The organism is Cellulomonas oligotrophica (genome assembly GCF_013409875.1).
Classification (GTDB): domain Bacteria; phylum Actinomycetota; class Actinomycetes; order Actinomycetales; family Cellulomonadaceae; genus Cellulomonas; species Cellulomonas oligotrophica.
Genome location: NZ_JACCBK010000001.1, coordinates 958,184 through 982,204 on the forward strand (window position 1 = coordinate 958,184; position 24,021 = coordinate 982,204).

The 24,021-nt window shown below is 76.6% G+C and carries 15 protein-coding genes; 9 read left to right on the top strand and 6 right to left on the bottom strand.

The window, feature by feature from the left end:
- The first annotated feature begins 51 nt into the window (after positions 1-51).
- The 7 genes from recC (at position 52) to BKA21_RS04280 (ending at position 11,100) form a co-directional block, all read left to right on the top strand.
- Positions 52-3,429 (top strand): exodeoxyribonuclease V subunit gamma, encoded by a 3,378-nt coding sequence (gene recC / locus BKA21_RS04250; protein WP_239072917.1) that lies wholly within the window; start codon positions 52-54, stop codon positions 3,427-3,429.
- Complete coding sequence (locus BKA21_RS04255; RefSeq protein WP_140458489.1) at positions 3,426-6,827, top strand: UvrD-helicase domain-containing protein; 3,402 nt, start codon at positions 3,426-3,428, stop codon at positions 6,825-6,827. The genes recC and BKA21_RS04255 overlap by 4 nt, the downstream gene beginning before the upstream one ends.
- Positions 6,824-8,578 carry an exodeoxyribonuclease V subunit alpha gene (gene recD / locus BKA21_RS04260; RefSeq protein ID WP_140458488.1) on the top strand — a complete coding sequence of 585 codons (1,755 nt, stop codon included), beginning with the start codon at positions 6,824-6,826 and terminating at the stop codon, positions 8,576-8,578. The genes BKA21_RS04255 and recD overlap by 4 nt, the downstream gene beginning before the upstream one ends.
- 115 nt (positions 8,579-8,693) lie before the next feature.
- Positions 8,694-8,933 (top strand): hypothetical protein, encoded by a 240-nt coding sequence (locus BKA21_RS04265; protein ID WP_140458487.1) that lies wholly within the window; start codon positions 8,694-8,696, stop codon positions 8,931-8,933.
- Between the two features lie 92 nt (positions 8,934-9,025).
- Positions 9,026-9,409, top strand: a complete 384-nt coding sequence (locus BKA21_RS04270) for a hypothetical protein (RefSeq protein WP_140458486.1) — start codon at positions 9,026-9,028, stop codon at positions 9,407-9,409.
- A 3-nt stretch (positions 9,410-9,412) separates the two neighbouring features.
- Complete coding sequence (locus BKA21_RS04275) at positions 9,413-10,504, top strand: PEP/pyruvate-binding domain-containing protein (RefSeq protein WP_140458485.1); 1,092 nt, start codon at positions 9,413-9,415, stop codon at positions 10,502-10,504.
- Entirely contained in the window at positions 10,501-11,100 is a 600-nt protein-coding gene (locus BKA21_RS04280; protein ID WP_140458484.1) for a hypothetical protein, read from the top strand. Before BKA21_RS04275 ends, BKA21_RS04280 begins: the two co-directional genes overlap by 4 nt.
- Before the next feature lie 449 nt (positions 11,101-11,549).
- On the opposite strand, the gene BKA21_RS19285 is transcribed toward BKA21_RS04280, so the two are convergent.
- Positions 11,550-12,248, bottom strand: a complete 699-nt coding sequence (locus BKA21_RS19285) for a TetR/AcrR family transcriptional regulator (RefSeq protein WP_160158513.1) — start codon at positions 12,246-12,248, stop codon at positions 11,550-11,552.
- Positions 12,249-12,425: 177 nt separating this feature from the next.
- Between BKA21_RS19285 and BKA21_RS04290 the strand changes: the two genes are divergently transcribed.
- Positions 12,426-15,224: an MMPL family transporter gene (locus BKA21_RS04290; protein WP_140458482.1), complete on the top strand. Its 2,799-nt coding sequence runs from the start codon at positions 12,426-12,428 to the stop codon at positions 15,222-15,224.
- A gap of 28 nt (positions 15,225-15,252) precedes the next feature.
- Positions 15,253-17,457: a YhgE/Pip domain-containing protein gene (locus tag BKA21_RS04295; RefSeq protein ID WP_179625312.1), complete on the top strand. Its 2,205-nt coding sequence runs from the start codon at positions 15,253-15,255 to the stop codon at positions 17,455-17,457.
- Between the two features lie 86 nt (positions 17,458-17,543).
- Here BKA21_RS04295 and BKA21_RS04300 read toward each other — a convergent pair whose 3' ends face one another.
- The 5 genes from BKA21_RS04300 to BKA21_RS04320 form a co-directional block, all read right to left on the bottom strand.
- Positions 17,544-18,407, bottom strand: coding sequence for an ABC transporter ATP-binding protein (locus BKA21_RS04300; protein WP_140460742.1), 864 nt, complete (start codon positions 18,405-18,407; stop codon positions 17,544-17,546).
- The gene (locus tag BKA21_RS04305; RefSeq protein WP_140460743.1) at positions 18,404-20,203 is read right to left on the bottom strand and encodes a dipeptide/oligopeptide/nickel ABC transporter permease/ATP-binding protein; all 1,800 of its coding nucleotides are present in this window, start codon (positions 20,201-20,203) and stop codon (positions 18,404-18,406) included. Before BKA21_RS04305 ends, BKA21_RS04300 begins: the two co-directional genes overlap by 4 nt.
- The gene (locus BKA21_RS04310; RefSeq protein ID WP_140460744.1) at positions 20,200-21,141 is read right to left on the bottom strand and encodes an ABC transporter permease; all 942 of its coding nucleotides are present in this window, start codon (positions 21,139-21,141) and stop codon (positions 20,200-20,202) included. The genes BKA21_RS04305 and BKA21_RS04310 overlap by 4 nt, the downstream gene beginning before the upstream one ends.
- Before the next feature lie 107 nt (positions 21,142-21,248).
- Positions 21,249-22,778 (bottom strand): ABC transporter substrate-binding protein, encoded by a 1,530-nt coding sequence (locus BKA21_RS04315; protein ID WP_170209132.1) that lies wholly within the window; start codon positions 22,776-22,778, stop codon positions 21,249-21,251.
- A 227-nt stretch (positions 22,779-23,005) separates the two neighbouring features.
- Positions 23,006-24,004: a LacI family DNA-binding transcriptional regulator gene (locus tag BKA21_RS04320; RefSeq protein WP_257023413.1), complete on the bottom strand. Its 999-nt coding sequence runs from the start codon at positions 24,002-24,004 to the stop codon at positions 23,006-23,008.
- Positions 24,005-24,021 lie beyond the last annotated feature (17 nt).

Sequence of the window (24,021 nt, forward strand, 5' to 3'; positions counted from 1 at the left end):
CGTCCACAGGCTCCCCGGGCCGGGTGGGCGCGCTGGGCTAGCGTGCGGGACGTGACGACGACGGGGCTGGTGGTGCACACCTCGCCCCGCACGGACGTCCTCGTCGACCACCTCGCCCGGCTGCTGGCGCAGCCGCCCGACGACCCGTTCGCGCCCGAGGTCGTCGCCGTGCCGACCCGGGGCGTCGAACGGTGGCTCGTGCAGCGCCTCGCGCACCACCTGGGCACGGGCGCGGACGGCGAGGGCGGCGTGTGCGCGCGTCTCGTGCTGGACCCGCCGGGGCGGCTGGTCCGGGACGTGGTGGCCGCTGCGGGCGGGACCGACCCCGAGGAGGACCCCTGGGACCCGGACCGCCTGACGTGGCACGTGCTGCGCGCGGTGGACGACGCGGTCGCGTCCGGGCAGGCGTGGGCGGAGCCGCTGCGCCGGCACCTGGGCGGCGACGAGGTGCGGGCCGCCCGGCGCGGCGCGTTCGCCCGGCGCACGGCCCGCCTGCTCGCGGCGTACGGCACGCAGCGCCCGGCGCTCGTCGTCGCGTGGGCGCACGGCCGCGACGAGGACGGTGCGGGTTCCCCCGTGCCCGACGACCTGGTGTGGCAGCCGCCGCTGTGGCGGCTGGTGCGCGAGCGCGTCGGCGTGCCGAGCCCGGCGGAGCGGCTCGCGGCGGCGGTGGCCGCGGTCCGGGAGCGGCGCGACGCGGTCGACCTGCCGGGCCGGCTGCACGTGCTGGGCGCGACCCGCCTGCCGCAGGCGCACCTGGACGTGCTGGACGCGCTGGCCGCGCACCGCGAGGTCCACCTGTGGCTCCCCCACCCCTCGCCCGAGCTGTGGGACGCGGCGGCCACGGGCGCGACCCGCGACGCACCCCGGCGCCGCACGGTGCCGGCCGTGGCGGCGCACCCCGTGCTGGCGTCGTCGGCCCGCGACGCGGCCGAGCTGGGCGCCCGGCTGGTCGGCCGCGGCGCGCACGTCGTGCACCACCCGGCCCCGGCCCCGCCGCCGACCGTGCTGGGTGCCGTGCAGGGCGCGCTGCGCGACGACCGCCGCACCCCCGCGGGCGGGCGGTTTGCGGCGGTGCCGGAGGACCGCAGCGTGCAGGTGCACGCCTGCCACGGGCGCGCCCGCCAGGTCGAGGTGCTGCGCGAGGTGCTGCTCGGGCTGCTCGCCGACGACCCGACGCTGGAGCCGCGCGACGTGCTGGTGCTCTGCCCGGACGTCGAGGCGTTCGCGCCGCTGGTGGTCGCGACGTTCGGCGCGGTCGACGACGACGACGTCCCGACGCACCCCGGGCGCTCGCTGCGGGTGCGGCTGGCCGACCGCTCCCCCGCCCGGACCAACCCGCTGCTGCGGGTGCTGGCGGACCTGCTCGCGCTCGCCGGGTCCCGGGTCGGGGCGTCGGCCGTGGTGGACCTCGCCGGGCTGGCGGCCGTGCGGCACCGGTTCGGGCTCGACGACGACGACCTCGCCCGGCTGCGCGCCTGGGCCCTGGACGCGGGTGTGCGCTGGGGCGAGGACGTCGGGCGCCGCGCCCGCTACGGCCTCGCCGGGCTGGCGCAGGGCACGTGGCGGACGGGCACCGACCGGCTGCTCCTGGGCGTCGCGATGGCCGAGGAGGACCACCGGTTCGTCGGCGCCGCGCTCCCGCTGGACGACGTGGCGAGCACCGACGTCGACCTCGTCGGGCGGGTGGCCGAGCTGCTCGACCGCCTGACCGCCCTGCTGGGCGACCTGGACGGCGTGCACCCGGCCGCGCACTGGCACGCGACCCTGGAGCGGGCGCTGACGCTGCTGGCGCTGGCCCCGGACGACGAGCCCTGGGCTCCGGTCGAGGCGGCCAGGGTGCTCGCCCGGCTGCGGGACGGGGGCGCCGGGCACGAGGACGTGCCGCTGCGCCTGCCCGACGTGGTGGCGCTGCTGGCGCCGCACCTGGAGGGTCGCCCGACCCGGGCCGGGTTCCGCACCGGGGCGCTGACGGTGTGCTCGCTGGAGCCCATGCGCGCGGTCCCGCACCGCGTGGTCTGCGTGCTCGGCGCCGACGACGGCGCGTTCCCGCGGGCGACCTCGCCCGACGGCGACGACCTGCTGGCCCGCGACCCGCTGGTCGGCGAGCGGGACCGCCGCACGGAGGACCGCCAGCTCTTCCTCGACGCGGTGACCAGCGCGGTCGACCACCTCGTGGTCGTGCACAGCGGCGCCGACGAGCGCACGGGCGCGGTGCAGGCACCGGCGGTCCCGGTGGGCGAGCTGCTGGACGCCGTCGACGAGTGCGTCGCGCTCCCCGGCGGGCGCCCGGCCCGGTCGGCGCTGGTGGTGCGGCACCCGTTGCAGACCGTGGACGCGCGCGGCTTCGTGCCCGGTGCGCTCGGACGGCCGGGACCGTTCAGCTTCGCGGAGGCGGACCTGGCGGCGGCCCGCGCGGCCCGGGGGCCCCGCACCGGCCGCACGCCGTTGCTCGACGCGCCGCTGCCCCCGCCGCCGGCGGGCGGCACGCTCGACCTCGACACGCTGGTGCGGGTCCTCGTGCACCCGGTGCGGGCGTTCGTCGGCGACCGGCTGGGCGTGCGTGTGCCCGGGGAGGTCGACGACCTCGACGACCGGCTGCCGCTGGTGCTCGACGCGCGCGTGGCACGGGCCGTCGGCGAGCGGCTGCTGACCGCCCGCCTCGACGGCGTGGACCCCGACCGGGCGCTGGCGGCCGAGCGCCGCCGGGGCCAGGTGCCGCCCGGGCGCCTCGGCACGGCCGCGCTGCTGGACGTCGCGACCCGCGTGGACGCGGTGGCCGAGGCGGTCGGGCGGCTGTGCACGTCGCCGCGACGCACGGTGCCCGTCGACGTCCGGCTCGCCGACGGCCGCCTGCTCACGGGCACCGTGCCGGACGTGCACGACGCGCTGCTGGTGCGGGGCGCGTACGCGCGGCTGTCCGCGCGGCAGCGGCTCCGCACGTGGGTCGCGCTGCTGGCGGCGGTCGCGTCCGCGGGCGGGGCGGCGGGCGGCGCCCTGCGCGGCGCCGCGACCGTGGGCCGCGGACCGGGGACGCGCCCCACCGCCGCGACGGCGTGGCTCGCGGCCCCCGACCCCGCGACGGCGCACGAGGTGCTGGGGCGGCTGGTCGCGGTGCACGACCGGGCCCTGACCGAGCCGCTGCCCCTGCCGGTCGCGGCCGCCGCGACGTACGCGGCCCGCCGGCACGGCCACGACGACCCCGCCGGGGCGCTCGTCGACGCCCAGCACGCGTTCGAGGACCGGCACGAGCACGAGGACGAGCACCACGTGCTGGCCTGGGGCCCGCACGCCCGGCTCCTGGACGTCGCAGGCACCCCGGGCGACGTCGAGCGGACCCGGTGGCCCGACGAGCCGACGCTGCTGGGGGCGCTCGCCCGCGAGGTGTGGGAGCCGCTGCTCGTGCACGCCCGGGGAGGCCCGCCGTGAGCACCGCGGCTGCGGGGCCGCCCACCGAGGAGTTCGACCTGTTCGGCGCCCTGCCGACGGGCACGACCGTGCTGGAGGCCAGCGCGGGCACGGGCAAGACGTTCACGATCGCCGCGCTGACGACCCGGTACGTCGCCGAGGGTGTGGCCGAGCTGCCCCGGCTGCTGCTCGTGACGTTCGGCCGCGCGGCCACCGGGGAGCTGCGCGACCGCGTGCGCGCCCGGCTGGTCGGCACCGAGCGCGCCCTGCGCGACCCGTCGGCCCGCACGCACCCCGACGCGCTCGTGCGGCACCTCGCCGCCGTCGACGACGCCGAGCTGGCCCGCCGGCGGGCGCGCCTGACGGTGGCGCTGAGCCAGGTCGACGCCGCCACGATCACGACGACGCACGGCTTCTGCCAGCAGGTGCTGCGGGGTCTGGGCACGGCGGCGGGCGGCGGCACGGTCGAGCCCGGCGCCGCGCTGGTGCCGGACGTCGCCGCGCTGGAGCACGAGGTCGTCGACGACCTGTACCTCGCGGCGTACGTGCACCACGACGCCCCCGTCCTGGCCCTCGACGACGCCCGGGCCGTGGCGCGGGCCGCGGTCAGCGACCACGCGGCGGACCTCGAGCCCGTCGACGCCCCGCCCGGCAGCCCTGCCGACCACCGCCGCCGCCTCGCCGCCGCGGCCCGGGCGCGGATGGTCGCGCGGCGCCGGGCGGCGGGGGTCGTCGACTACGACGACCTGCTGGTGCTGCTGCGCGACGCCCTCGCGGACCCCGAGACCGGGCCGCTGGCCGCGGAGCGGGTGCGGGCCGGGTTCGACGTCGTCATGGTCGACGAGTTCCAGGACACCGACGAGGTGCAGTGGCAGATCCTGCGCACGGCCTTCGCCGGGCACCGCACCCTCGTGCTGATCGGCGACCCCAAGCAGGCGATCTACGCGTTCCGCGGCGCGGACGTGCACACCTACCTGGCGGCGCGCGCCGGTGCCCGGACGGCGACGCTGCCCGACAGCTGGCGGGCGGACGCGCCGCTGCTGGACGGGCTCGCGCACCTGCTCGGCGGCACCGCGCTCGGCGACCCGCGGATCGTCGTGCACCCCGTGCGCGCGGCCCGCCCCGGCCGGCGCGTGCGCGGCGGGCCGCCGGTGACGCTGCGCCGCGTCGACCGGCGGGCGGTCGGCGCCACCAGCGCCGCACCACGCGTCGGCCCGGTCCGGGCGCTGGTGCACCGCGACGTGGCCGCGCAGGTGGTGCACGCGCTCGAGCACGACCAGGTGGCCGCGGGCGACGGGTGGCGGCCGCTGCGTCCGGGCGACGTCGCCGTCCTCGCCCGCCGCAACGCCGACGCCCTGGCCACGCGGGACGCCCTCGTGGCCGCGGGGGTGCCCGCGGTGGTCTCCGGGCTGTCGAGCGTGTTCGCGACCCCCGCGGCCCGGGACTGGCTGGTGCTGCTGCACGCCCTGGCCCGCCCCGACGACCGCCGACGCACCGCCGCGGCCGCGCTGACCCCGTTCGTCGGGTGGGACGCCCACGACCTGACGGCCGACGACCCGGCCGCGCACGAGCGCCTGGCCGGGCGCGTGCAGCGGTGGTCGCACGTGCTGACCACGCAGGGGGTCGCGGCCCTCCTGGAGGCGACCGTGGCGGGCGGCCTGCACGCCCGGCTGCTCGCCCGGGTCGACGGCGAGCGGGCCGTCACGGACGTCCGGCACGTCGGGGAGGTGCTGCACGGCGAGGCCCGCGAGCGCGGCCTGGGTCCGGCGGCGCTGACGGAGTGGCTGCGGGCGCGCATCGAGGAGGCCGGGGCGGACTACGCGACGGAGCGCAGCCGCCGGCTGGAGACCGATGCGGCGGCGGTGCAGGTGGTGACGGTGCACGCGGCCAAGGGCCTGGAGTTCCCGGTGGTGATGGTGCCGTTCGCGTGGGACCGGTTCGTGCCGCGGACGCCGCAGGTGCTGCGGCTGCACGCGCCGTCGGGTGCGCGGGTGCTGCACGTGGGCGGGCCGGGCAGCCCGGGCTACGACGAGGCGCGCGAGCGCCACCACGCGGAGGAGGCCGGTGAGGACCTGCGACTGGCGTACGTGGCGCTGACGCGGGCGAGCAGCCGGGTGGTGGTGTGGTGGGCGCCGAGCACGGTGTCGACGTCGGGGGCGGTGGGCCGGCTGGTGCTGGGCGGGCGCGGCCCGGACGGCAGCCCGCCGGCGACGGTGCCGGTGCCGCGGGACGACCAGGCCGCTGCGGCGTTCGACGCGCTCGCGGCGCGCAGCGGCGGGACGGTCGTGCACGAGGCGGTGACGGCGGCACCGGGCCCGGTGCGGTGGTCGGCGCCGGTGCCGGGGGTCCCGGAGCTGGAGGTCGCGCGGCTGGGGCGGTCGGTGGACGTGACGTGGCGGCGCACGTCGTACTCGGGGTTGACGGCCGACGCGCACGCGGTGGCGGGCGGGCCGACGGGTGCGGCGGCCGGCGTGGGTGACGAGCCCGAGGAGACGGGGGTCGTCGACGAGCAGGACCGGGCGCCGGCGGACCGGCCGGGCGGGGCGGGCAGCCCGGACGCTGCGGCGGCGCTGCGGGCCGTCGGGTCGCCGTGGAGCGACCTCCCGGGCGGGACGGCGTTCGGCACGGTGGTGCACGACGTCCTGCAGCACGTCGACACGGGTGCGGACGACCTGCCGGGCGAGGTGCTGGACCGGTGCGTGCGTGCGTGGCGCCCCGGGGGGCCGGAGCCGCGGGCGCTGGCGGCGGCGCTGGTGCCGACGCTGCGCACGCCGTGCGGCCCGCTGCTGGGTGGGCGGGCGCTGGCCGACGTCGCCACGGCGGACCGGCTGGCCGAGCTGGACGTGGAGCTGCCGCTGGCGGGCGGGGACGTCGGCACCGGACGCCGCGCCGCCCGGCTCGCGGACGTCGCGGACCTGCTGCGCACGCACCTGACGCCGGCCGACCCGTTCGCGGGCTACGCGGACCGCCTGGCGGCGCTGGACCCGGCGGGCCGGGCGCCGACGCTGCTGCGCGGGTACCTGACGGGCAGCGTCGACGCGGTGCTGCGAGTGCCCGCCGCGGCGGGGCGGCAGCGGTACGTGGTGGTGGACTACAAGACGAACCGGCTCGCGGCCCCGGACGAGCCGGTGACCGCGTGGCACTACCGTCCCGACGCGCTGGTGCGGGCGATGGTCGACGCGCACTACCCGTTGCAGCTGCTGCTGTACACGGTGGCGCTGCACCGGTTCCTGCGGTGGCGGCTGCCCGGCTACGACCCGGACGTGCACCTGGGCGGCGGGGTGTACCTGTTCGTGCGCGGCATGGTCGGCCCGCGGACGCCCGTCGTGGACGGCGCACCGTGCGGGGTGCTCTCGTGGCGGCCGCCGACGGCGCTCGTCACGGACCTGTCGGCACTGCTGGGCGGGCGGGCGGCATGAGCGTGACGGCCGATCCCGGCGACCCGCGCGTCCCCTGGCGCACGGGCCCGCTCCTGGCGGCGTTCGCGACGGCGGGCGTGCTGACGTCCGCGGACGTGCGCGTCGCCGAGCGCCTGGGCGCCCTGGGCGGGGAGGACGACGAGCGTGTGCACCTGGCCGCGGCGTGCGCGGTGCGGGCCGTGCGCGCGGGGTCGTCGTGCGTGGTCCTGGCGGACCTGCCCGCGTCGGTGGCGGCCGACGACGGTGCCGTGCCGGACGTGCCGTGGCCCGACCCGGCGGCGTGGGCGGACGCGGTCCGGCGCAGCGTCCTCGTCGACGACGGGCGGGCGGGGCCGGGAGTGCCGGGCCCGCCCGGGGACCGTCCGCTGCGTCTCGTCGACGACCGGCTGTACCTGGACCGCTGGTGGCGCGACGAGCAGGTGGTGGGCCGCGCGGTCGACGCACGCCTGGCCGCGCGGCCGGCCGTGGGCGACGACGCGCTGCGCGCGGCCCTGGACCGCCACCTGCCCGGCCCCGGCGACGAGCGGCAGCGCCAGGCCGCGGAGCACGCGGCCCGGCACCGGCTGACGCTGGTGACGGGCGGGCCCGGCACGGGCAAGACGACCGCGGTCGCCCGCGTGCTGGCCGTGCTGCACGACGTGGTGCAGGACCCGGCCGGCACGGTGCCCCGGGTGGCGCTGGCCGCTCCGACGCGACGGGCCGCGGCACGGCTGGCCGAGGCCGTCCACGCCGACCTGCCGGCACTGGCCGGCACGCCCGGCGGCACGCTCCACGCGCTCCTCGGCCTGCACCCCGGTTCCGCGCGCCCGCGCCACGACGCCCGGCACCCCCTGCCGCACGACGTCGTGGTGGTCGACGAGGCGTCGATGGTGTCGTTGCCGCTGCTGGCGCGCCTGCTCGACGCGGTCCGCCCGGACGCGCGGCTCGTGCTCGTGGGCGACCCGGACCAGCTCACGTCGGTCGAGGTCGGTGCCGTCCTCGGCGACCTGGTGGCGGCGCGCGACGACGCCGTGGTGCGCCTGACCGTGCGGCACCGGTTCGGCACGGATCTCGGCGCCCTGGCGGACGCCGTGCGCGCGGGCGACGCCGGCACGGCCCTGGCGCTGCTGCACGCGGGCGGCCCGCACGCCACCCTGGCCGCCCCGGACGACGCGGGTGCTCTCGACGCCCTGCGCGCCGACGTGGTCGCCGCCGGCACCGCCCTGGTGGACGCCGCCCGCGCCGGTGACGCCGTTGCCGCCCTGCGCGCCCTGCCGGCGCACCGCCTGCTGGTGGCGCACCGCCGCGGCCCGGCGGGCCTGGCCCGGTGGGAGGGCCTGGCGCGCGGCTGGGTCGACGCGGCGACGGGCGGCCCGACGGGCCCGTGGGCGCCGGGCCGGCCGGTGACGGTCACGGCCAACGACACCGCCACGGGGCTGGCGAACGGCGACCTCGGCGTGGTGGTCGACGGCGACGGCGGACCGCTCGTGGCGTTCGGCGACCCCGACGACCCGCAGCTCGTGCGTCCGCACCTCCTGCCTGCTGCCGCCCCGGCCGACGCCAGCACGGTGCACCGGGCCCAGGGCGGCCAGCACGACCGCGTCGCCCTCGTGCTCCCGCCCGAGGGCTCCCCCTTGCTCACCAGAGAACTGCTCTACACGGCGGTGACCCGTGCCCGGCACCACGTGCAGATCCTGGCCACGGACGCCGCCGTCCGCCGGGCGATCACCAGCCCGACCAGCCGCACGACGGGCCTGCACGCTCCTCGTTGACCGGGCGCCGACCGTGCGGAGGGGCCGGGCGCCGCGCGGCGGGGTGCTGCGCCCGACTTCCACGACCGTCAGTCATGTTCTACCCTCACTCCATGATTCGCCAGTGTGACAGGCGGTGCTGACGCCGGTGCCCGAGGCGTCGGACGGCACGGCTGCGGAGGTCGCCGCGGCCGACCGCGCCCTGCGCCGTGCGGTCCACCTCGAGCGGCTGGCCGCGCTGCGGGCCCTGCCCGCGCCGGCGCGCGCAGCCCTGGCGCTGCGGCATGCCCACGGCGGGCCGGACATGAGCCGGGACGCGCCCCGCACCGACGCCGTTCCGGGGCAGCGCGAGGGCGGGACCAGCGCCGTGCGCTGACCCTCCCCGCCCTCGCGACGCCCGCAGGACCACAGGCGCACGGTTATCAACAGACTGTTGACAACACCGCGTTGATGCGGTGAGGTGGTCCCATGCCTGCCGACGACCTGCACCGAGCAGCGGCCCTGGACCGCTCCCGCGCGACCGTGAACCGGGCAGGAGCCGCCGGGCTCGCCCCGCGGCCGTGGCAGCACCCCGGGCAGCCGGCGTCCGACGTCGACCTCGTCCGGTTCGCCGCGTGGAGCGCCCGGCACCCGGAGACCGTCGACCCGGCCGTCCTGGACGCTGCACTGCGCCTGCTGGCCCCCGCCCGCGCCGAGCTCGACCAGATCGAGTCCGGACTGCTGTTCGCCGCACGGGCGTCCGGGATGACGTGGCCGCAGATCGCCGAGCCGCTCGGGCTGGGGTCGGCGCAGGCCGCCCAGCAGCGCCTGGGTCGGGTCCTGCACCGCAGCAGCGCGGCGCCGGAGTCCTGAGCGGTGCTGGTCCCCCTGGGTGAGGCGGACGAGCGGTGCGGCAGCAAGGCCGCGAACCTGGCTCGGCTGCTGCGGGCCGGCACCCCCGTCCCACCCGGTTTCGTGGTCGTCGACGCGCGGGGATCCGACGCCTGGGTCGGCGAGATCGAGGCGGCCCTGCACGAGCTCGGCGCACCGCAGGTCGCCGTGCGCTCCTCCGCGCAGCACGAGGACGGGGCCGAGGCGTCGTTCGCCGGTCAGCTGCACTCCTCGCTGGGGCTGAGCAGTCCGGCCGAGGTCGTCGACGAGATCCGTCGCGTCGCGGGCTCGGGCACGAGCGCGCGGGTCGTCGCCTACGCCGCCCGGACCGGCCGGCAACCTCCCCCGGCCGTGCCGGTGATCGTCCAGGCCCTCGTCCGCGCCGAGGTCGCCGGCGTGATGTTCACCCGCCACCCCGTCACGGGAGCGCACGAGGTCGTGGTCGAGGCCGGCCGCGGGACCGGCGAGCCGGTCGTCGGCGGGACCGTCACGCCCTGGTCGTGGACGGTCGACGGCCGCACCGTCGTCCGCCGCGCGGGTCGGCCGGGCGAGCCGCTGAGGCGGGCGCAGGTCCTCGAGCTCGCAGGGACGGGGCGCCGCCTCGAAGCGCTGCTCGGGTGCCCCCAGGACGTCGAGTGGGCGATCGCGGACGGCACCACCTGGGTGCTGCAGTCCCGCCCGATCACGACGCTCGCCGACCTGGACCGCGATCGGGCGGTTGCCGGACCTGCGAGCCGCCGGGTCCTCGCGACGGGCACGCCCGCCAGTCCCGGCACCGCCCGGGGGACGGCACGCGTCGTCGACGGGCTCGACGACTTCCGCCGCTTCGCCACCGGGGACGTGCTGGTCTGCCGCACGACCTCGCCGGCCTGGACCCCCGTGCTGGCTCGAGCCGCCGCCGTCGTGACCGAGGTCGGCGGCCTGCTCGCGCACGCGGCGATCGTCGCTCGGGAGTTCGGCATCCCGGCGGTCCTCGCCGTGCCCGACGCGACGTCCGCCCTGAGGGACGGTCAGCGCGTGACCGTCGACGGGACCGCGGGCACGGTCACCACGACCGACGACCAGGACGAGTCATGAGCCACACCTCCCCCCTCGAGCACCGGGTGCTGCACGCCGTGCGGACGATGGGCTACGCCGCCACCGCCCGCGTCGCAGCACGCACGCACGCGCCCGTCGACCTGGTCGCCGAGCAGCTCCTGGACGCCGAGGCGCACGGCTGGGTCACGCTCACGTCCTTCGCCGGGGACGCCGGCTGGTCGTTGACCGAGTCCGGCAAGGCCCACGGCGAGCTGCTGCTGGCGGCAGAGCTGGACGCCACGGGCGCCCGGGCAGCGGTCGAGGCCGCCCACCGGGAGTTCCTGCGGCACAACGACCCCGTGGCTGCGGCGTGCACCGCGTGGCAGCTGGCCGACCTGGGCGTCGGCGAGCGCACGCCGTCCGTCGCCGCCACGACCACGGCGCTGCAGGCCCCCGCCGCGGCGCTGGCCGGGATCGAGCGCCGCCTGACCGCGCACCTGGCGCGGTTCAGCGGCTACCACGAGCGCTTCACGAGCGCCCTGCAGCGAGCCCGCGCGCAGCCTGCGTGGATCACCGCCACCGACCGCGACTCCTGCCACCGCGTGTGGTTCGAGCTGCACGAGGACCTCATCGCGACGCTGGGCCTGTCGCGTTGAGCGCCACCACCGACCGCCCCCGACCCCGCCGAGCCGTCGGATCGACGTCGACCGCCGGGGTCGGCGGAGGAAGAGGATCGTGCACCGTCGACAGCTCTCTCGTTTGAGGCCGGTTCGAGGCACTGCGTGGTCGCCGCAACCCCGAGACCCGGGTCGTCGTCCGACGACCGCAGCTCCTCGACGGACGCTGGCGGTCGCTCGCACCCCTGACCACCTCCGTCGGCAACCAGATCGACTTCATGGTCAGGCGCGGCTGGTCCGACGCCGTCGTCACCATCGACACGACCCGACGCGACCACCGCCAGGAGCTCCGGATCGTGCGACACCTGCGCGACGAGGGGATCGCCGAGCCGGGGTGAGGCGGACGAGGAGGGCGGACCGGCGACGGCGCCCGCCCGCATCCAGCACCCGCGGGCGCCGGCCCCCGGACGTCACCGGCCGGCGACGACTCAGCCGGGGGCGTTCCGGCCGGGCGCGGCCAGGGGCTCGGTGAGGCGTTCGGCGACGACGGGGAGCCACTGGGCGGCGAGCTCGGGGGCTGTCGGGGCGCCGGGGGTGCCGCCGCACAGGTCGGCGAGGCGCAGGTCGGCGAGGTAGCCGGAGTTCAGCAGCCGGACGAGGCCACGGGCGGGGATGAGCAGCCGGCGGCCGAGCAGCTCGGCGAGCCGGTCGATCTCGTCGGCGAGCTCGTCCATGAGGGTCTGGTCGCGGGCGACGTAGTCGGCGGCGATCTCGGGGTGCCGCATGACGACGAGGTCGAACTCGGCCCGGAGCAGGCGCCAGCGGCGGTCGTCGGAGATCGCGCCGAGCAGGTGCGCGACGATCCGGCCGATGGCGTCGAGGTCGAGCTCACGGCCGGGGTCGAGGCCGGGCAGGCCGGCGGCGATGGCGTCGCGCAGCTCGGTCATGCGGCGCCGGTGCTCGCGGGCGGCGAGGGTGATGAACAGCTCGGCCTTGTCGGCGAAGTTGGAGTAGAACGCGCCGCGGGTGAAGCCGGCGCGCTCGCAGATCGCCTCGATGGACGCGGCCTCGAAACCCTCCTCGGCGAACAGGTCGAACGCGGCGTCGAGCAGACGCTCGCGGGTGCGCTGCCGGCGGGTGCTGGTGGTCGCGGCCTCCTCGGGGGCGGCGGCCTCGGCGCGTGCCATGCGTGCGTCTCCCCTCGGAGGGTGGTGGGCGCGGGTGCGCGGGTCCGATCCTAGCGCGCTCGATACAGTGATGTATCGCATACGGCTCCGTATTGCATACAGCGATGTATCGCATACGCTTGCGCATCGGACGCCGTCGTCCGCACCCCCCTCGCACCCCCGAACCCGGGAGCACCTGTGTCCTCCGTGCTGTACCGCCTCGGCCGCTGGGCCTACCGCGCACGCCGCACCGTGATCGCCGTCTGGGTCGCCGCCCTCGTCGTGCTCGGCGGCGCCGCCGGGCTCTTCAACCAGGGCCTCGACAACAACGTCACGATCCCCGGTACCGAGTCGCAGGCCGCGCTCGACCGGCTCGCCGCCACGTTCCCCCAGGTCAGCGGCACCAGCGCCCAGGTCCTCGTGCTCGCCCCCGAGGGCGTGGACGTCCGCGACGACGCGGCGCAGGACGCCGTGGCCGACGCCGTGATCGCCTACGAGGACGTCGACGCGGTCAGCACCGTCGTCTCGCCCTTCGTCGAGGGCAACCCCGACACGTTCAGCGACGACGACCGGGCCGCCCTGATCACCGTGCAGGTGGAGGGCGAGGGGCCGTCCATCGGCGACGACGTCAAGGAGGCGCTGAGCGAGGCCACGACCGAGCTCGCCGCCGCGCTGCCGTCCGGGTGGGACGCCACGATCGGCGGGCAGCTCTACGCCAACGAGTTCCCCGGCATGACGCTCACCGAGGCCCTCGGCGTGCTCGTCGCGCTCGTCGTGCTCATCCTCACGCTCGGGTCGTTCGTGGCCGCGGGCATGCCGATCGTCAACGCGCTGCTCGGCGTCGGGATCTCCACGATCCTCGTCTTCCTGGCCACGGCGTTCACGCCGATCACCGCCACCACGCCGCTGCTCTCGCTCATGCTCGGCCTTGCCGTCGGCATCGACTACGCGCTGTTCATCGTGTCCCGGCACCGCGACCAGCTGCTCACCGGCACGGACCCCGAGGAGTCCACGGCCCGGTCCGTGGCCACCGCCGGCTCGGCCGTCGTCTTCGCCGGGCTGACCGTCATGATCGCCCTCGTCGGGCTGTCGGTCGCGGGCATCCCGTTCCTCACCGTGATGGGCGTGGCCGGTGCCGTCGCGGTCGGCGTCTCCGTGCTGGTGTCCCTGACGCTCGTGCCCGCCATGCTCGGTTTCGCCGGCGAGCGGCTGCGCCCCGGCACCAGCCGGCGCGCCCGTCGTCGCGCAGCCCGCGCCGAGGCGGCCGCCGCGGCCGCACCCGCGCCGTCGGCGGGCACCCCCGCGAGCGCCGCCGGGGACACCGAGGGCGAGTGGGCCGAGCTGCCGCCGCACCACAACCGCTTCTTCGCCGGCTGGGTCCGCAACGCCACCCGCTGGCCCGCGCTGACGATCGTCCTGGTGATCGCCGCGGTCGGTGCGCTGAGCCTGCCCGCGCTGGACCTGCGGCTCGCGCTGCCCGACGCCGGGTCGCTGCCGGAGTCCAACCAGGCCCGCATCACCTACGACCGGATCTCCGACCACTTCGGCCCCGGCGCCAACGGCCCCCTCATCGTCACCGGCTCCATCGTCACCAGCGACGACCCCCTGGGTCTCATGGAGGACATCGGCGACGAGATCGCCCAGCTCGACGGCGTCGCCGACGTGCCGCTGTCGACGCCCAACGAGACCGCCGACACCGGCATCGTCCAGGTGGTCCCCGAGACCGGCCCCACCGACGTCGCCACGGCCGACCTGGTCCGCGAGATCCGCTCGCTGCAGGGCCACTTCCTCGACGAGTACGGCGTCGAGCTGTCCGTCACGGGCTCGACGGCCGTCGGCATCGACGTCTCCGACAAGCTCGGGGCCGCGCTGCTGCCGTTCGCGCTGTTCGTCGTCGGCCTCTCGCTCGTGCTGCTGACCATGGTGTTCCGCTCGGTCGCGGTGCCGGTCAAGGCCACCCTCGGGTACCTGCTGTCCGTCGGCGCGGCGTTCGGCGTCGTGACCATGGTGTTCGAGCACGGCGTCGGCGCGGACCTGCTGCACGTCGCCCGCCTCGGCCCGATCATCTCGTTCATGCCGATCGTCCTCATGGGCGTGCTCTTCGGCCTGGCGATGGACTACGAGGTGTTCCTCGTGTCCCGCATGCGCGAGGACTACGTGCACTCCCGCGACGCGCTGGCCTCGATCCGCACCGGGTTCCTCGGCTCGGCGAAGGTCGTCACCGCGGCCGCCGTCATCATGTTCGCGGTGTTCTTCGCCTTCGTCCCCGAGGGGGACACGAACATCAAACCCATCGCGCTCGGACTGGCCGTCGGGGTGTTCGTCGACGCGTTCGTCGTGCGGATGACCCTGGTGCCCGCGGTCATGCAGCTGCTCGGCGAGAAGGCCTGGTGGATGCCGCGCTGGCTCGACAAGGCCCTGCCGTCGTTCGACGTCGAGGGCGAGGGCCTGCACCGCGAGCTCTCGCTGGCGCACTGGCCCGCCGAGGGCACCGCCCTGGCCGCGCGCCGGCTGCGCCTCGACCCGCGCGCCGGGCTGGAGGGCGAGATCGAGCTCGCCGTGCCCGAGCGCGGCGCCCTCGTCGTCGACGGCACCGCCCCCGGGCCCGTCAGCGGGCTGCTGCTCACGCTCGCCGGCCGGCTCGAGCCCGCGGGCGGCGACGTCAAGGTCGCGGGCCTGCTGCTGCCCGAGCGGTCCGCCGCCGTGCGGCGCCGCGTCGCGCTGGTCGACCTGCGCACCGAGCCCGCCGCGGCGATCGCCGACGCGGTGGCCGAGCGGCCCGCCGTGCTCGTCGTCGACGGCACCGGCGCCCTGACCCCCGCGACCCGCGCCACCGCCCGCGACGCGCTGCGGAGCGCGTCCGCGGCCGGCACCACCCTCGTCCTCGGCGCGTCCGGCGACGTGCACGACCTGCTGCCCGCCGGTGTGCCGACGGCCCGCATCACGCTCTCCCCCGCACCTGCCGGTGCGTCCGCCGACGCCCCCGCGGCGGTGTGACGTGACGACACCCCGGAAGGACCACCCCATGCGTCCCACGCGCACCCTGCCCGCCGTGATCGTCGCCCTCGCGGTACCGCTCGCTCTCGTCGTCACCCTCCTCGCCGGCCTCTGGACACCCACGGACCGCGCACGCGACGTGCAGGCCGCGATCGTCAACAACGACGAGCCCGTGACCGTCGACGGGCAGCTCGCCCCCCTCGGGCGCCAGCTCTCGGCCCAGCTCGTCGAGACCAGCGACGACGCCGACGGGTGGACGTGGCTCATCAGCGACGAGGAGACCGCCGCCGCGGGCCTCGCCGACGGCACCTACGCCGCCGTGGTGACGATCCCCGAGGACTTCTCGGCCGCCGCGACGTCGTTCGGCTCCGACGACCCCGCCGACGCCCGGCAGGCGACCATCGACATCGTCACCGCCGACGGCTCGTCGGCCACCGACGACGCCGTGACCAGCGCCCTGGCCGCGTCCGCGACGACCGCCTTCGGCCGCGACCTCACGCAGACGTACCTCGACAACGTGCTGCTCGGCTTCACCACCCTGTCCGACCAGCTCGGCGAGGCCGCCGACGGCGCCGACCGGCTCGCCGACGGCACGCAGGAGCTCGCCGACGGCCAGTCCCAGCTCGCCGACGGCGCCACCACCCTCGCCGAGGGCACCACGGGCCTGGCCACCGGGCTGGGCACGTTCCAGTCCGGCGCCGCCCAGCTCGCCACCGGTGCCCACACCCTCGCCCAGGGCGCCCGCACCCTCGCGAACGGCACCCAGGGCCTGGCCGACGGCGCCGGCCGGTCGGCCGAGGGGGCCCGCACGCTGGCGAACGGCACCGCGGACCTCGCCGCGCAGACCCCCGCGCTCGCCGAGGGGACCCAGACCCTTGCGGACGGCCTCGGCCTGCTCGCGTCGAGCGCCCAGGAGGCCCCGGCCGGGATCACCGACGGCATCGACACCGCGTTCACCCAGCTCGACGCCGGGCTGACGCCCGTGGAGGCAGGGGTCCAGCAGGTCGTCGGCGCCGTCGCCGCCGGCATGATGACGCCCGAGGCGGCTGCCGCGCAGATCACCGCGATCTTCGACGGGTACTCCACCGGCCTCACGGGTGCAGGCGACGCCCTGGCCGACGGCATCGTCAACGGCACGGGCGACGAGCCCGGCCTGTCGGCGCTCGTCGGCGGGATCCAGCAGGCGGCGGGCGCACCTGCGTCCGGGAACCGTGCCGCGACCGGCGCCTACGCGCTCGCCGACGGCACCGCCCAGCTCGCGGACGGGACGCAGGAGCTGTCGGCCGGTGCCGGCCAGCTCGCCGACGGGATCGACCAGCTCGCCGCCGGCAGCACCCAGCTCGCAGGTGGTGCCGACGAGCTCGCCGACGGGGCGTCCGAGCTCGCGACCGGCACGTCCGGGCTCGCGTCCGGGGCGAGCGAGCTCTCGTCCGGGGCGACGCAGCTCGCGTCGGGCGCCGGGGAGCTCGCGGGCGGCCTCGGCCAGGCGCGGGACGGCAGCGCCGAGCTCGCCGACGGCACGGGCGACCTCGCCGACGGCCTGCAGGAGGCCGTCGACCAGGTGCCGACGTACGACGAGGACGAGCGCACCACGCTCGCGCAGGTCATCTCCGCCCCCGTCGCGGCACCCGCCACGGTGACGGCGACGTCGCTCGCCCCGGTCGCGACCCTCACCGCCGTGGCCCTGTGGCTCGGCGCGCTCGCGCTGTTCCTGGCGTTCCCGACGCTGCCGGCCCGCGTGGTCGGCACGACGCGGTCGGCGCTGTCGTCGGTGCTCGCCGCACTCGCGGTCCCGGCGGCCGTCGCGGTCGCCCAGGGCGTGCTCGTCGGCGGCCTGGTGTGGGCGGTCACGGACCAGGCGGCCGGGGCGGGGCTGGGCCTCGTCGGGCTCGCGGTGCTCGCGGCGCTGGCGTTCGCGGCCTTCCACCAGGCGCTCGCCGCCTGGACGGGGCACGTGGGCCGCGGGTTCGCCGTGGTCGTCGCGTTCGCGGTGCTCGTCGCCGGCCTCGCCGCCTCGGCACCCGCCTGGCTCGGCCTCGTCGGCAACCTCGGCCCGCTGGGTCCGGGTGTCGACGCGCTCGCGACCGCGACGTCGGAGACCGCGGGCGGCCTCGGCGGCCCCGCGGCCGGGCTCGTGGTGTGGGCGGCCGGGTCGGTCGCGTTCTCGGTGCTCGCCGTGGTCCGCGCCCGGCACGCCGCCGGGGCTACGCGCCTCGCGGCGCTGCCCGCCTGACGGGCACGACCCGCCTGACGGGCACGACCCGCCTGACGGGCACGACCAGCGGCGCCCCGGACCTCACGGTCCGGGGCGCCGCCGCGTCAGGCGACGGCGCCCGCCTGCTCGTCGGCGGCGGCCTGCGCGGCGAGCAGCCGGTGCCGGTCGGCCCGGCGCCGCTCCTGCGCGACGGGGTCGGCGACGGGCGCGGCGGCCCAGAGCCGCTGCGTGTACGGGTGCTCGGGTGCGCGCGTGACGTCGCCGGCGTCGCCCCGCTCGACGATCTCGCCCTGGTACATGACGGCGACGCGGTGGCTGACGTGCCGCACCACGTCGAGGTCGTGCGTGACGAAGAGGTACGCCACGCCCGTGCGCTGCTGGATCTCCACGAGCAGGTCCAGCACCCGCGCCTGCGTCGACAGGTCCAGGGCGGAGACGGGCTCGTCGCAGATGATCAGCCGCGGGGACAGCGCCAGGGCCCGGGCGATCGCGACGCGCTGGCGCTGGCCGCCGCTGAACTCGCGCGGCAGGCGGTGCAGGGCGTCGGCGGGCAGCCGCACCTGGTCGAGCAGCTCGGCGACCCGGGCCCGGGCCTGCGTGCGTCCCACCCGCCGGGCGGTCAGCGGCTCGGCGAGGATGTCCCCGATCGTCATCGACGGGTTGAGCGAGGTGTACGGGTCCTGGAAGACGACCTGCACGTCGGCACCCAGGCGGCGGCGCTCGCGCGGGCGCAGCCGGCTGATCTCCCGCCCGTCGAGGCGCACCGACCCCGCGGTGACGGGCGCCAGGCCCAGCACCGCCCGACCGAGCGTGGTCTTGCCCGACCCGGACTCCCCGACCAGCCCGACGCACTCGCCGGGGCGCACGTCGATGCTCACACCCTTGAGCGCGCGGAACGGGGCGGCGCGGAATCCCTGCGCCGGGTACTCCACGACGAGGTCGCGGACCTCGAGCAGCGGCTGCGTCACGGCTGACCCACCTCCTGCGGTCGGGCGTCCGCGTGCGGCGGACGGTAGGGCTCGCGCACCTGCGCGGGGTCGAGGATCGCGTCGAACAGCTGGGTCGTGTACGGGTGCTCGTGCGCGACGAACAGGTCCCGGGTCGCGCCGCGCTCGACGACGAGGCCGTCCTGCATGACCGCGACCCGGTCGCAGAGGTCGGCGACGACGCCGAAGTTGTGCGTCACGAGCAGCACGCCCATGTCGAGCTCGGCCTGCAGGTCGCGCAGCAGGTCGAGGATGTCGGCCTGCACGGTCATGTCGAGGGCCGTGGTGGGCTCGTCGGCGATGAGCAGCTCGGGCCGGCAGCTGATGGCCCCGGCGATGAGGACGCGCTGGGCCATGCCGCCGGACACCTCGTGCGGGTAGGCGCGCAGCACCTGCTCGGGCCGGCGGATGCCGACGCGGTCGAGCAGCTCGAGCGCGCGGGCCCGGGCCTGCACCCGGCTCAGGCCCAGGTGCACGCGCATCGGCTCGACGAGCTGGGAGCCGATCGTGAAGGACGGGTCGAGGTTGCTCATGGGCTCCTGCGGGACGTACGCGATCTGCGCGCCGCGCACCGCCGTCATCTCCCGGGCGGACAGGGCTGCGAGGTCGCGGCCCTTCCACAGCACGCGCCCGCCGAGGATCGCGCCGCCCTCGGGCAGCAGGCGCAGCACGGAGAACGCGGTCTGGGTCTTGCCCGACCCGGACTCGCCGACCAGGCCCACGACCTCGCCGCGCCGCACCGTGAGGTCGACACCGTGCACGACCTCCGTGGTGGTGCCGTCCGGCATGGCGTAGCCGACCCGCAGGCCCTCGACCTGGAGGATCGTGCGCTCGTCGGCGGAGGCGGCACCCGGGGCGGGCGCGGCCTGCACCGCGGACGTCGCCGGCGCCGGGCGCGGCCGCCGCGCGCTGCCGGTGCCCTCGAGCGCGTCGCGCAGCGCGTTCGCGACGAGCGTCAGCGCCAGGCAGACCAGCGAGATCGCCAGCGCGGGCCAGACGACGAGCAGCGGCTGCTGGTAGATGCGGGAGAACCCGTCGTTGAGCATGCCGCCCCACGTGGGCAGCGTCAGGTCGCCGAGCCCGAGGAACTCCAGGCCGGCCTGCACGGCGATCGCGACCGACGCGATGAACGCGGCCTGGATGATGATCGGCGCGCGCACCACGCGCAGCACGTGACGGAGCACGATGCGCGTGTCGGACAGGCCGGCGACGCGCGCCGCGTCGACGTACAGCTCGCCGCGCACGGACTGCACGGTCTGGCGCACGAGGCGGAACACCGACGCCGACAGCAGCACCCCGAAGATCGCCATCGCCCACCAGGCCGACGGGCCGATCACCGAGCGCGCCGCCAGCAGCACGACGATGCCGGGCAGCGCCATGAGCACGGCCGCGGCGCCGGAGGCGAGCGTGTCGAACCAGCGCCCGACGTACCCGGCGACGAGCCCGCTGAGCCCGCCGACCACGACCGCGACGGTCAGGGCCAGCAGGGCGCCGAGCAGGCTGAACCGGCCGCCGAAGAGCAGGCGGGCCCACACGTCACGGCCCGCGCTGTCGGCGCCGAGCAGGTGGCCGCCCTCGCCGGGTGCGGCCAGCGCGTCGGTGATGACGGCCGTCGTGGCGTCGTGCGGGGTGAGGAGCGGGGCGAACGTCACGGCCAGGACGACGAGGGCGAGGAAGCCCAGCGCGACCGCGCCGAGCGGGTCGTGCAGCAGGCGACGCACGACGGAGCGGTCGGCCGTGGCGGCCGAGCCGGCGGGGGTGGGGGCGACGTCGCTCATGCGGTCCGTGCCTTCGGGTCGAGCCAGCCCTGCGCGAGGTCGATCAGCAGGTTGACGAGGATGACGATGACGGCGATCACGACGACCACGCCCATGATCACGGGGATGTCGCCCTGGCGGGTGCTGGCGACGGACAGCGCGCCCAGGCCGGGCACGGCGAACATCTGCTCGATGACGACGGCCCCGCCGAGCAGCCCCACGAACTGCAGGGCCAGCACGGACAGGCCGGGCCCGGCGGCGTTGCGCAGCACGTGCCGGTACACCACGGACCGCTCGGGCAGGCCGCGCGAGCGCAGCGTGCGCACGTAGTCCTGGCGCAGCGCGTCGATCATCGCCGAGCGCACCTGCTGCGCGGTGCCGGCGATGCAGCCGACGGTCAGCGCCGCGACCGGCAGGGCGATCGACGCGAGCCACGCCCCGACCGAGACCTCGGGCCGGGTGTACCCGGTGGGGGCGAACCACGCGAGGTCGATCGCGAAGACCAGCACGAGCCCGAGCGCGACGAGGTAGTTGGGGATGGCCGCGCCGGCCATCGAGAAGACCTGCACGACCCGGTCGACCCAGCCGCGACGGACCGCGGCCCACACGCCGAGCACGGTGGCGACCACCGCGGACAGCAGCGTCGACAGGACGACGAGGGACAGCGTGACCCCGAGCCGGGAGGCCAGCAGGTCCACGACCGACGACCCGCCGAACCACGACGTGCCGAGGTCGCCGCGCACGGCGCCGGACAACCAGTCCAGGTACCGCTCCCCCAGCGGCCGGTCGAGCCCGAGCTGGGCGGCGCGCAGGTCGACCGCCTCCTGGGACGCGTTGTCGCCGAGCAGGTTGCGGGCGATGTCGGCACCGGTCAGGTACAGCAGCGTGAACGCGAGGGTGCTGATGACCAGCAGCATCGCGGCGCCCGCGACCGTCCGCCGGACGAGGAATCTGAGCATGCCGCCCTCCCGGGGGCTCGCCGTCCCGCGCCGGGGCGCCGGCGGTCCGTGGCCGAGGGTCACGGCCGCCCGGCGCCCCGGGCGGGGCGGGCAGGGTGGGTGGGTGGTCAGGCGGCGGGCTGGATCAGGTAGAGGTACGGGACGACCATGTCGGCCGCCGGCGTCACGTCCAGCGTCGGCTGGGAGACGTAGACGTTGTCGACGAAGTAGAAGGGCGCGAACCACGCCTCCTCGACGACGTACCGGTTGAGCTCCTGCGCGGCCGCGTCCGCCTCCTCCTCGGTGCCCTTCTGGACGGTCTCGAGCAGCGCGTCGACCTCGGGCCGCTGGGTGCGGAAGGAGTTGAACAGCGCGTCCGGGGTGAGCGCGAACGTGGCGGTCTGCCAGTCGGACGACGACGCCAGGCGCATCCACGACGAGCCGTACTTGGCGCCCATGAGGTCGGAGATGAAGTTCGTGCCCACGTCGGTGAACGAGACGGTGATGCCGACGTCGGCGAGCTGCTGCTGGATCGACGTCAGCAGGGCCTGGTCGATGGCCGAGGTGCTCGGCATGGTGAGCTCGAGCCCGTCGGCGTACCCGGCCTCGGCCAGCAGCGCCTTCGCCCTGTCGGGGTCGTACGTGTAGTACCCGTCGAGGGACTCGTCGTAGCCGTCGGTCGACGGGCCGAAGATCTGGCTGGTCACGGTGCCGTGGTCGAGGAGGATCGCGGACAGGATGCTGTCCTTGGCGATCGCGTGGTTGATGGCCTGCCGCACGCGGACGTCGGCGAGGGCGGGGTCGAGGGCGCCGTCCCGGTCGAGGAGCATGAGCCCCTCCCAGTCGAGCCGCGAGACGTTGGACTCGTAGCCGGCGGCCTCGACCTGCTCGAGGGCGGAGAACTGGCTGAACGGCGCGGCGTCGACCTGGCCGCCCTGCAGCGCGTTGAGCAGCGCGGACTGGTCGGCGTAGTAGCTCATCGTCAGCGTGTCGAACAGCTGGAGGGAGTCGTCCCAGTAGTCGGGGTTCTTGGTGAACACGTACGTCGACCCGACGACTGTGGCCTCGGTGTCCAGCACGTACGGGCCGCTGCCCACGGGGTTGGTCGCGACGTCCTCGTTCTCCCACGACTCCGGCGAGGACATGTAGCCCAGCGGCTGCGTGAGCCAGGTGAGCATCATCGGGTCCGGCTCGGTGAGCGTGATCTCGACCGTGGTGGCGTCGACCGCGGTGACGGTGTCGACGTACGCGGCGTTCGACAGGTCGGGGGTGCTGGAGCCGCGGAAGTGCTCGATGTTCGCCACGACGGCGTCGGCGTCGAGCGCCACGCCGTCGGTGAACGTCACACCCTCGCGCAGCGTGAGGGTCAGCACGGTCCGGGTGTCGTCGTACGCCCAGTCGGTGACCAGGCCGGGGACGATCTCGCCGGCCCCGTCCTGGCGGAGCAGCGTGTCGTACACGGCCGTGAAGTACTGCATCTTGGTCCCCGAGGCGTACCCCAGGACGTCGAACGAGGCCGGGATGTCGATCTGCCCGAGCACGAGGGACGCGGTCGACCCCGTGGTCTCGCCCCCGGTGGCGGTCTCGTCACCACCGCCGCAGGCTGCCGTGAGCAGCACGGCAGCGGCCGCCGCGAACGCGAGCATGCGTCGTCGCATGGTCATCTCCTTTGATGAGGACCCGGCGGGTCCACTCTCCCATGTACCGGCGAGGGGTGCCGGGCGTCACTGTGACGTATCAGTACTGTGACGTATCAGCGACTGTAGGCCCGGACCGCCCGCCGGACAAGACCCCCGGCGTCACGGATCGGCAACACCCAGGTGCCAGCACCCCTCGCCCCGGTACGCCGCACCCCGGGAGCCGCGGCAGGGACCCGACCCGGAGGTCAGGTGCTCGAGCGCACCACGAGGTCGACCGACGACTCGTGCGCCGGCTCCGGCACCTCGAGCTCGGGCTTGAGCAGGCGCAGCACCAGGCGGCCCAGATCGGCGCCGACGAGGTCCGCGTGGATGTCGACCGTCGTCAGCGGCGGCACCGCGAACGGCGCGATCGTGATGTTGTCCACCCCGATGACGGCCAGGTCCGCCGGCGCCTGCAGCCCGCGGGCCCGCATGCCGGCGAGCACGGCGAACGCGATCTCGTCGTTGTACGCGCACACGGCGGTGACCGGCTCGTCCCGGTCCCGCATCGTCCGCACCGCGCCGGCCGCACCCTCGGCGTCCAGCGGCACCTCGACCACCAGCGGCTCGGGCAGGCCCAGGGCGCGGCAGCGCTCCTGCACCCCCGCCAGGCGTCGCGTCATGAACTCCGCGACCTGGGGGTCGTCGGACGCGGCGAACGCCAGGTGCCGGTGCCCGCGCCCGACCAGGTGGTCGACCTGCACGTGCCCCACGGTCACCTGCGGGACCCGCATCGCCGGGCCCTCCCCGGTGTCCAGCGTGGAGCTCACCACGGGGATCCCCGCCTCGCGGATCGCCGCCTCGTCACCGGGTGGGAACGCTGCCATGTTGGCGATCGCGGCGGGCATCAGCTCGTGCCAGAGAGCCGCGAGGCTGTGACCGTCCTTCTGCCGCCGGTACACGACCGTGAACCCGTGCGGCTCGAGCACCTCGGTCACCGTCTCGACCACGAGGGCCATGTTCTCGCCGATCGGGGCGTCGGGCAGCACGATGAGCACGGTCTCGCTGGAGCCGCGCCGCAGGGCCCGCGCGGCGGCCGACGGCGTGTAGCCCAGGTCCTGGGCCGCCTGGTGCACGCGCTCGCGGGTGGCCGCGCTGATGGTCTGGTTGGGTGTGTCGTTGAGCACGTAGCTGACGGTGCTCTGGGACACGCCGGCACGTCGTGCGACGTCCTTGGCGGTCACGCGTCTTGGTGCCACGTCCATCTCCCCCTGGTCGGTCG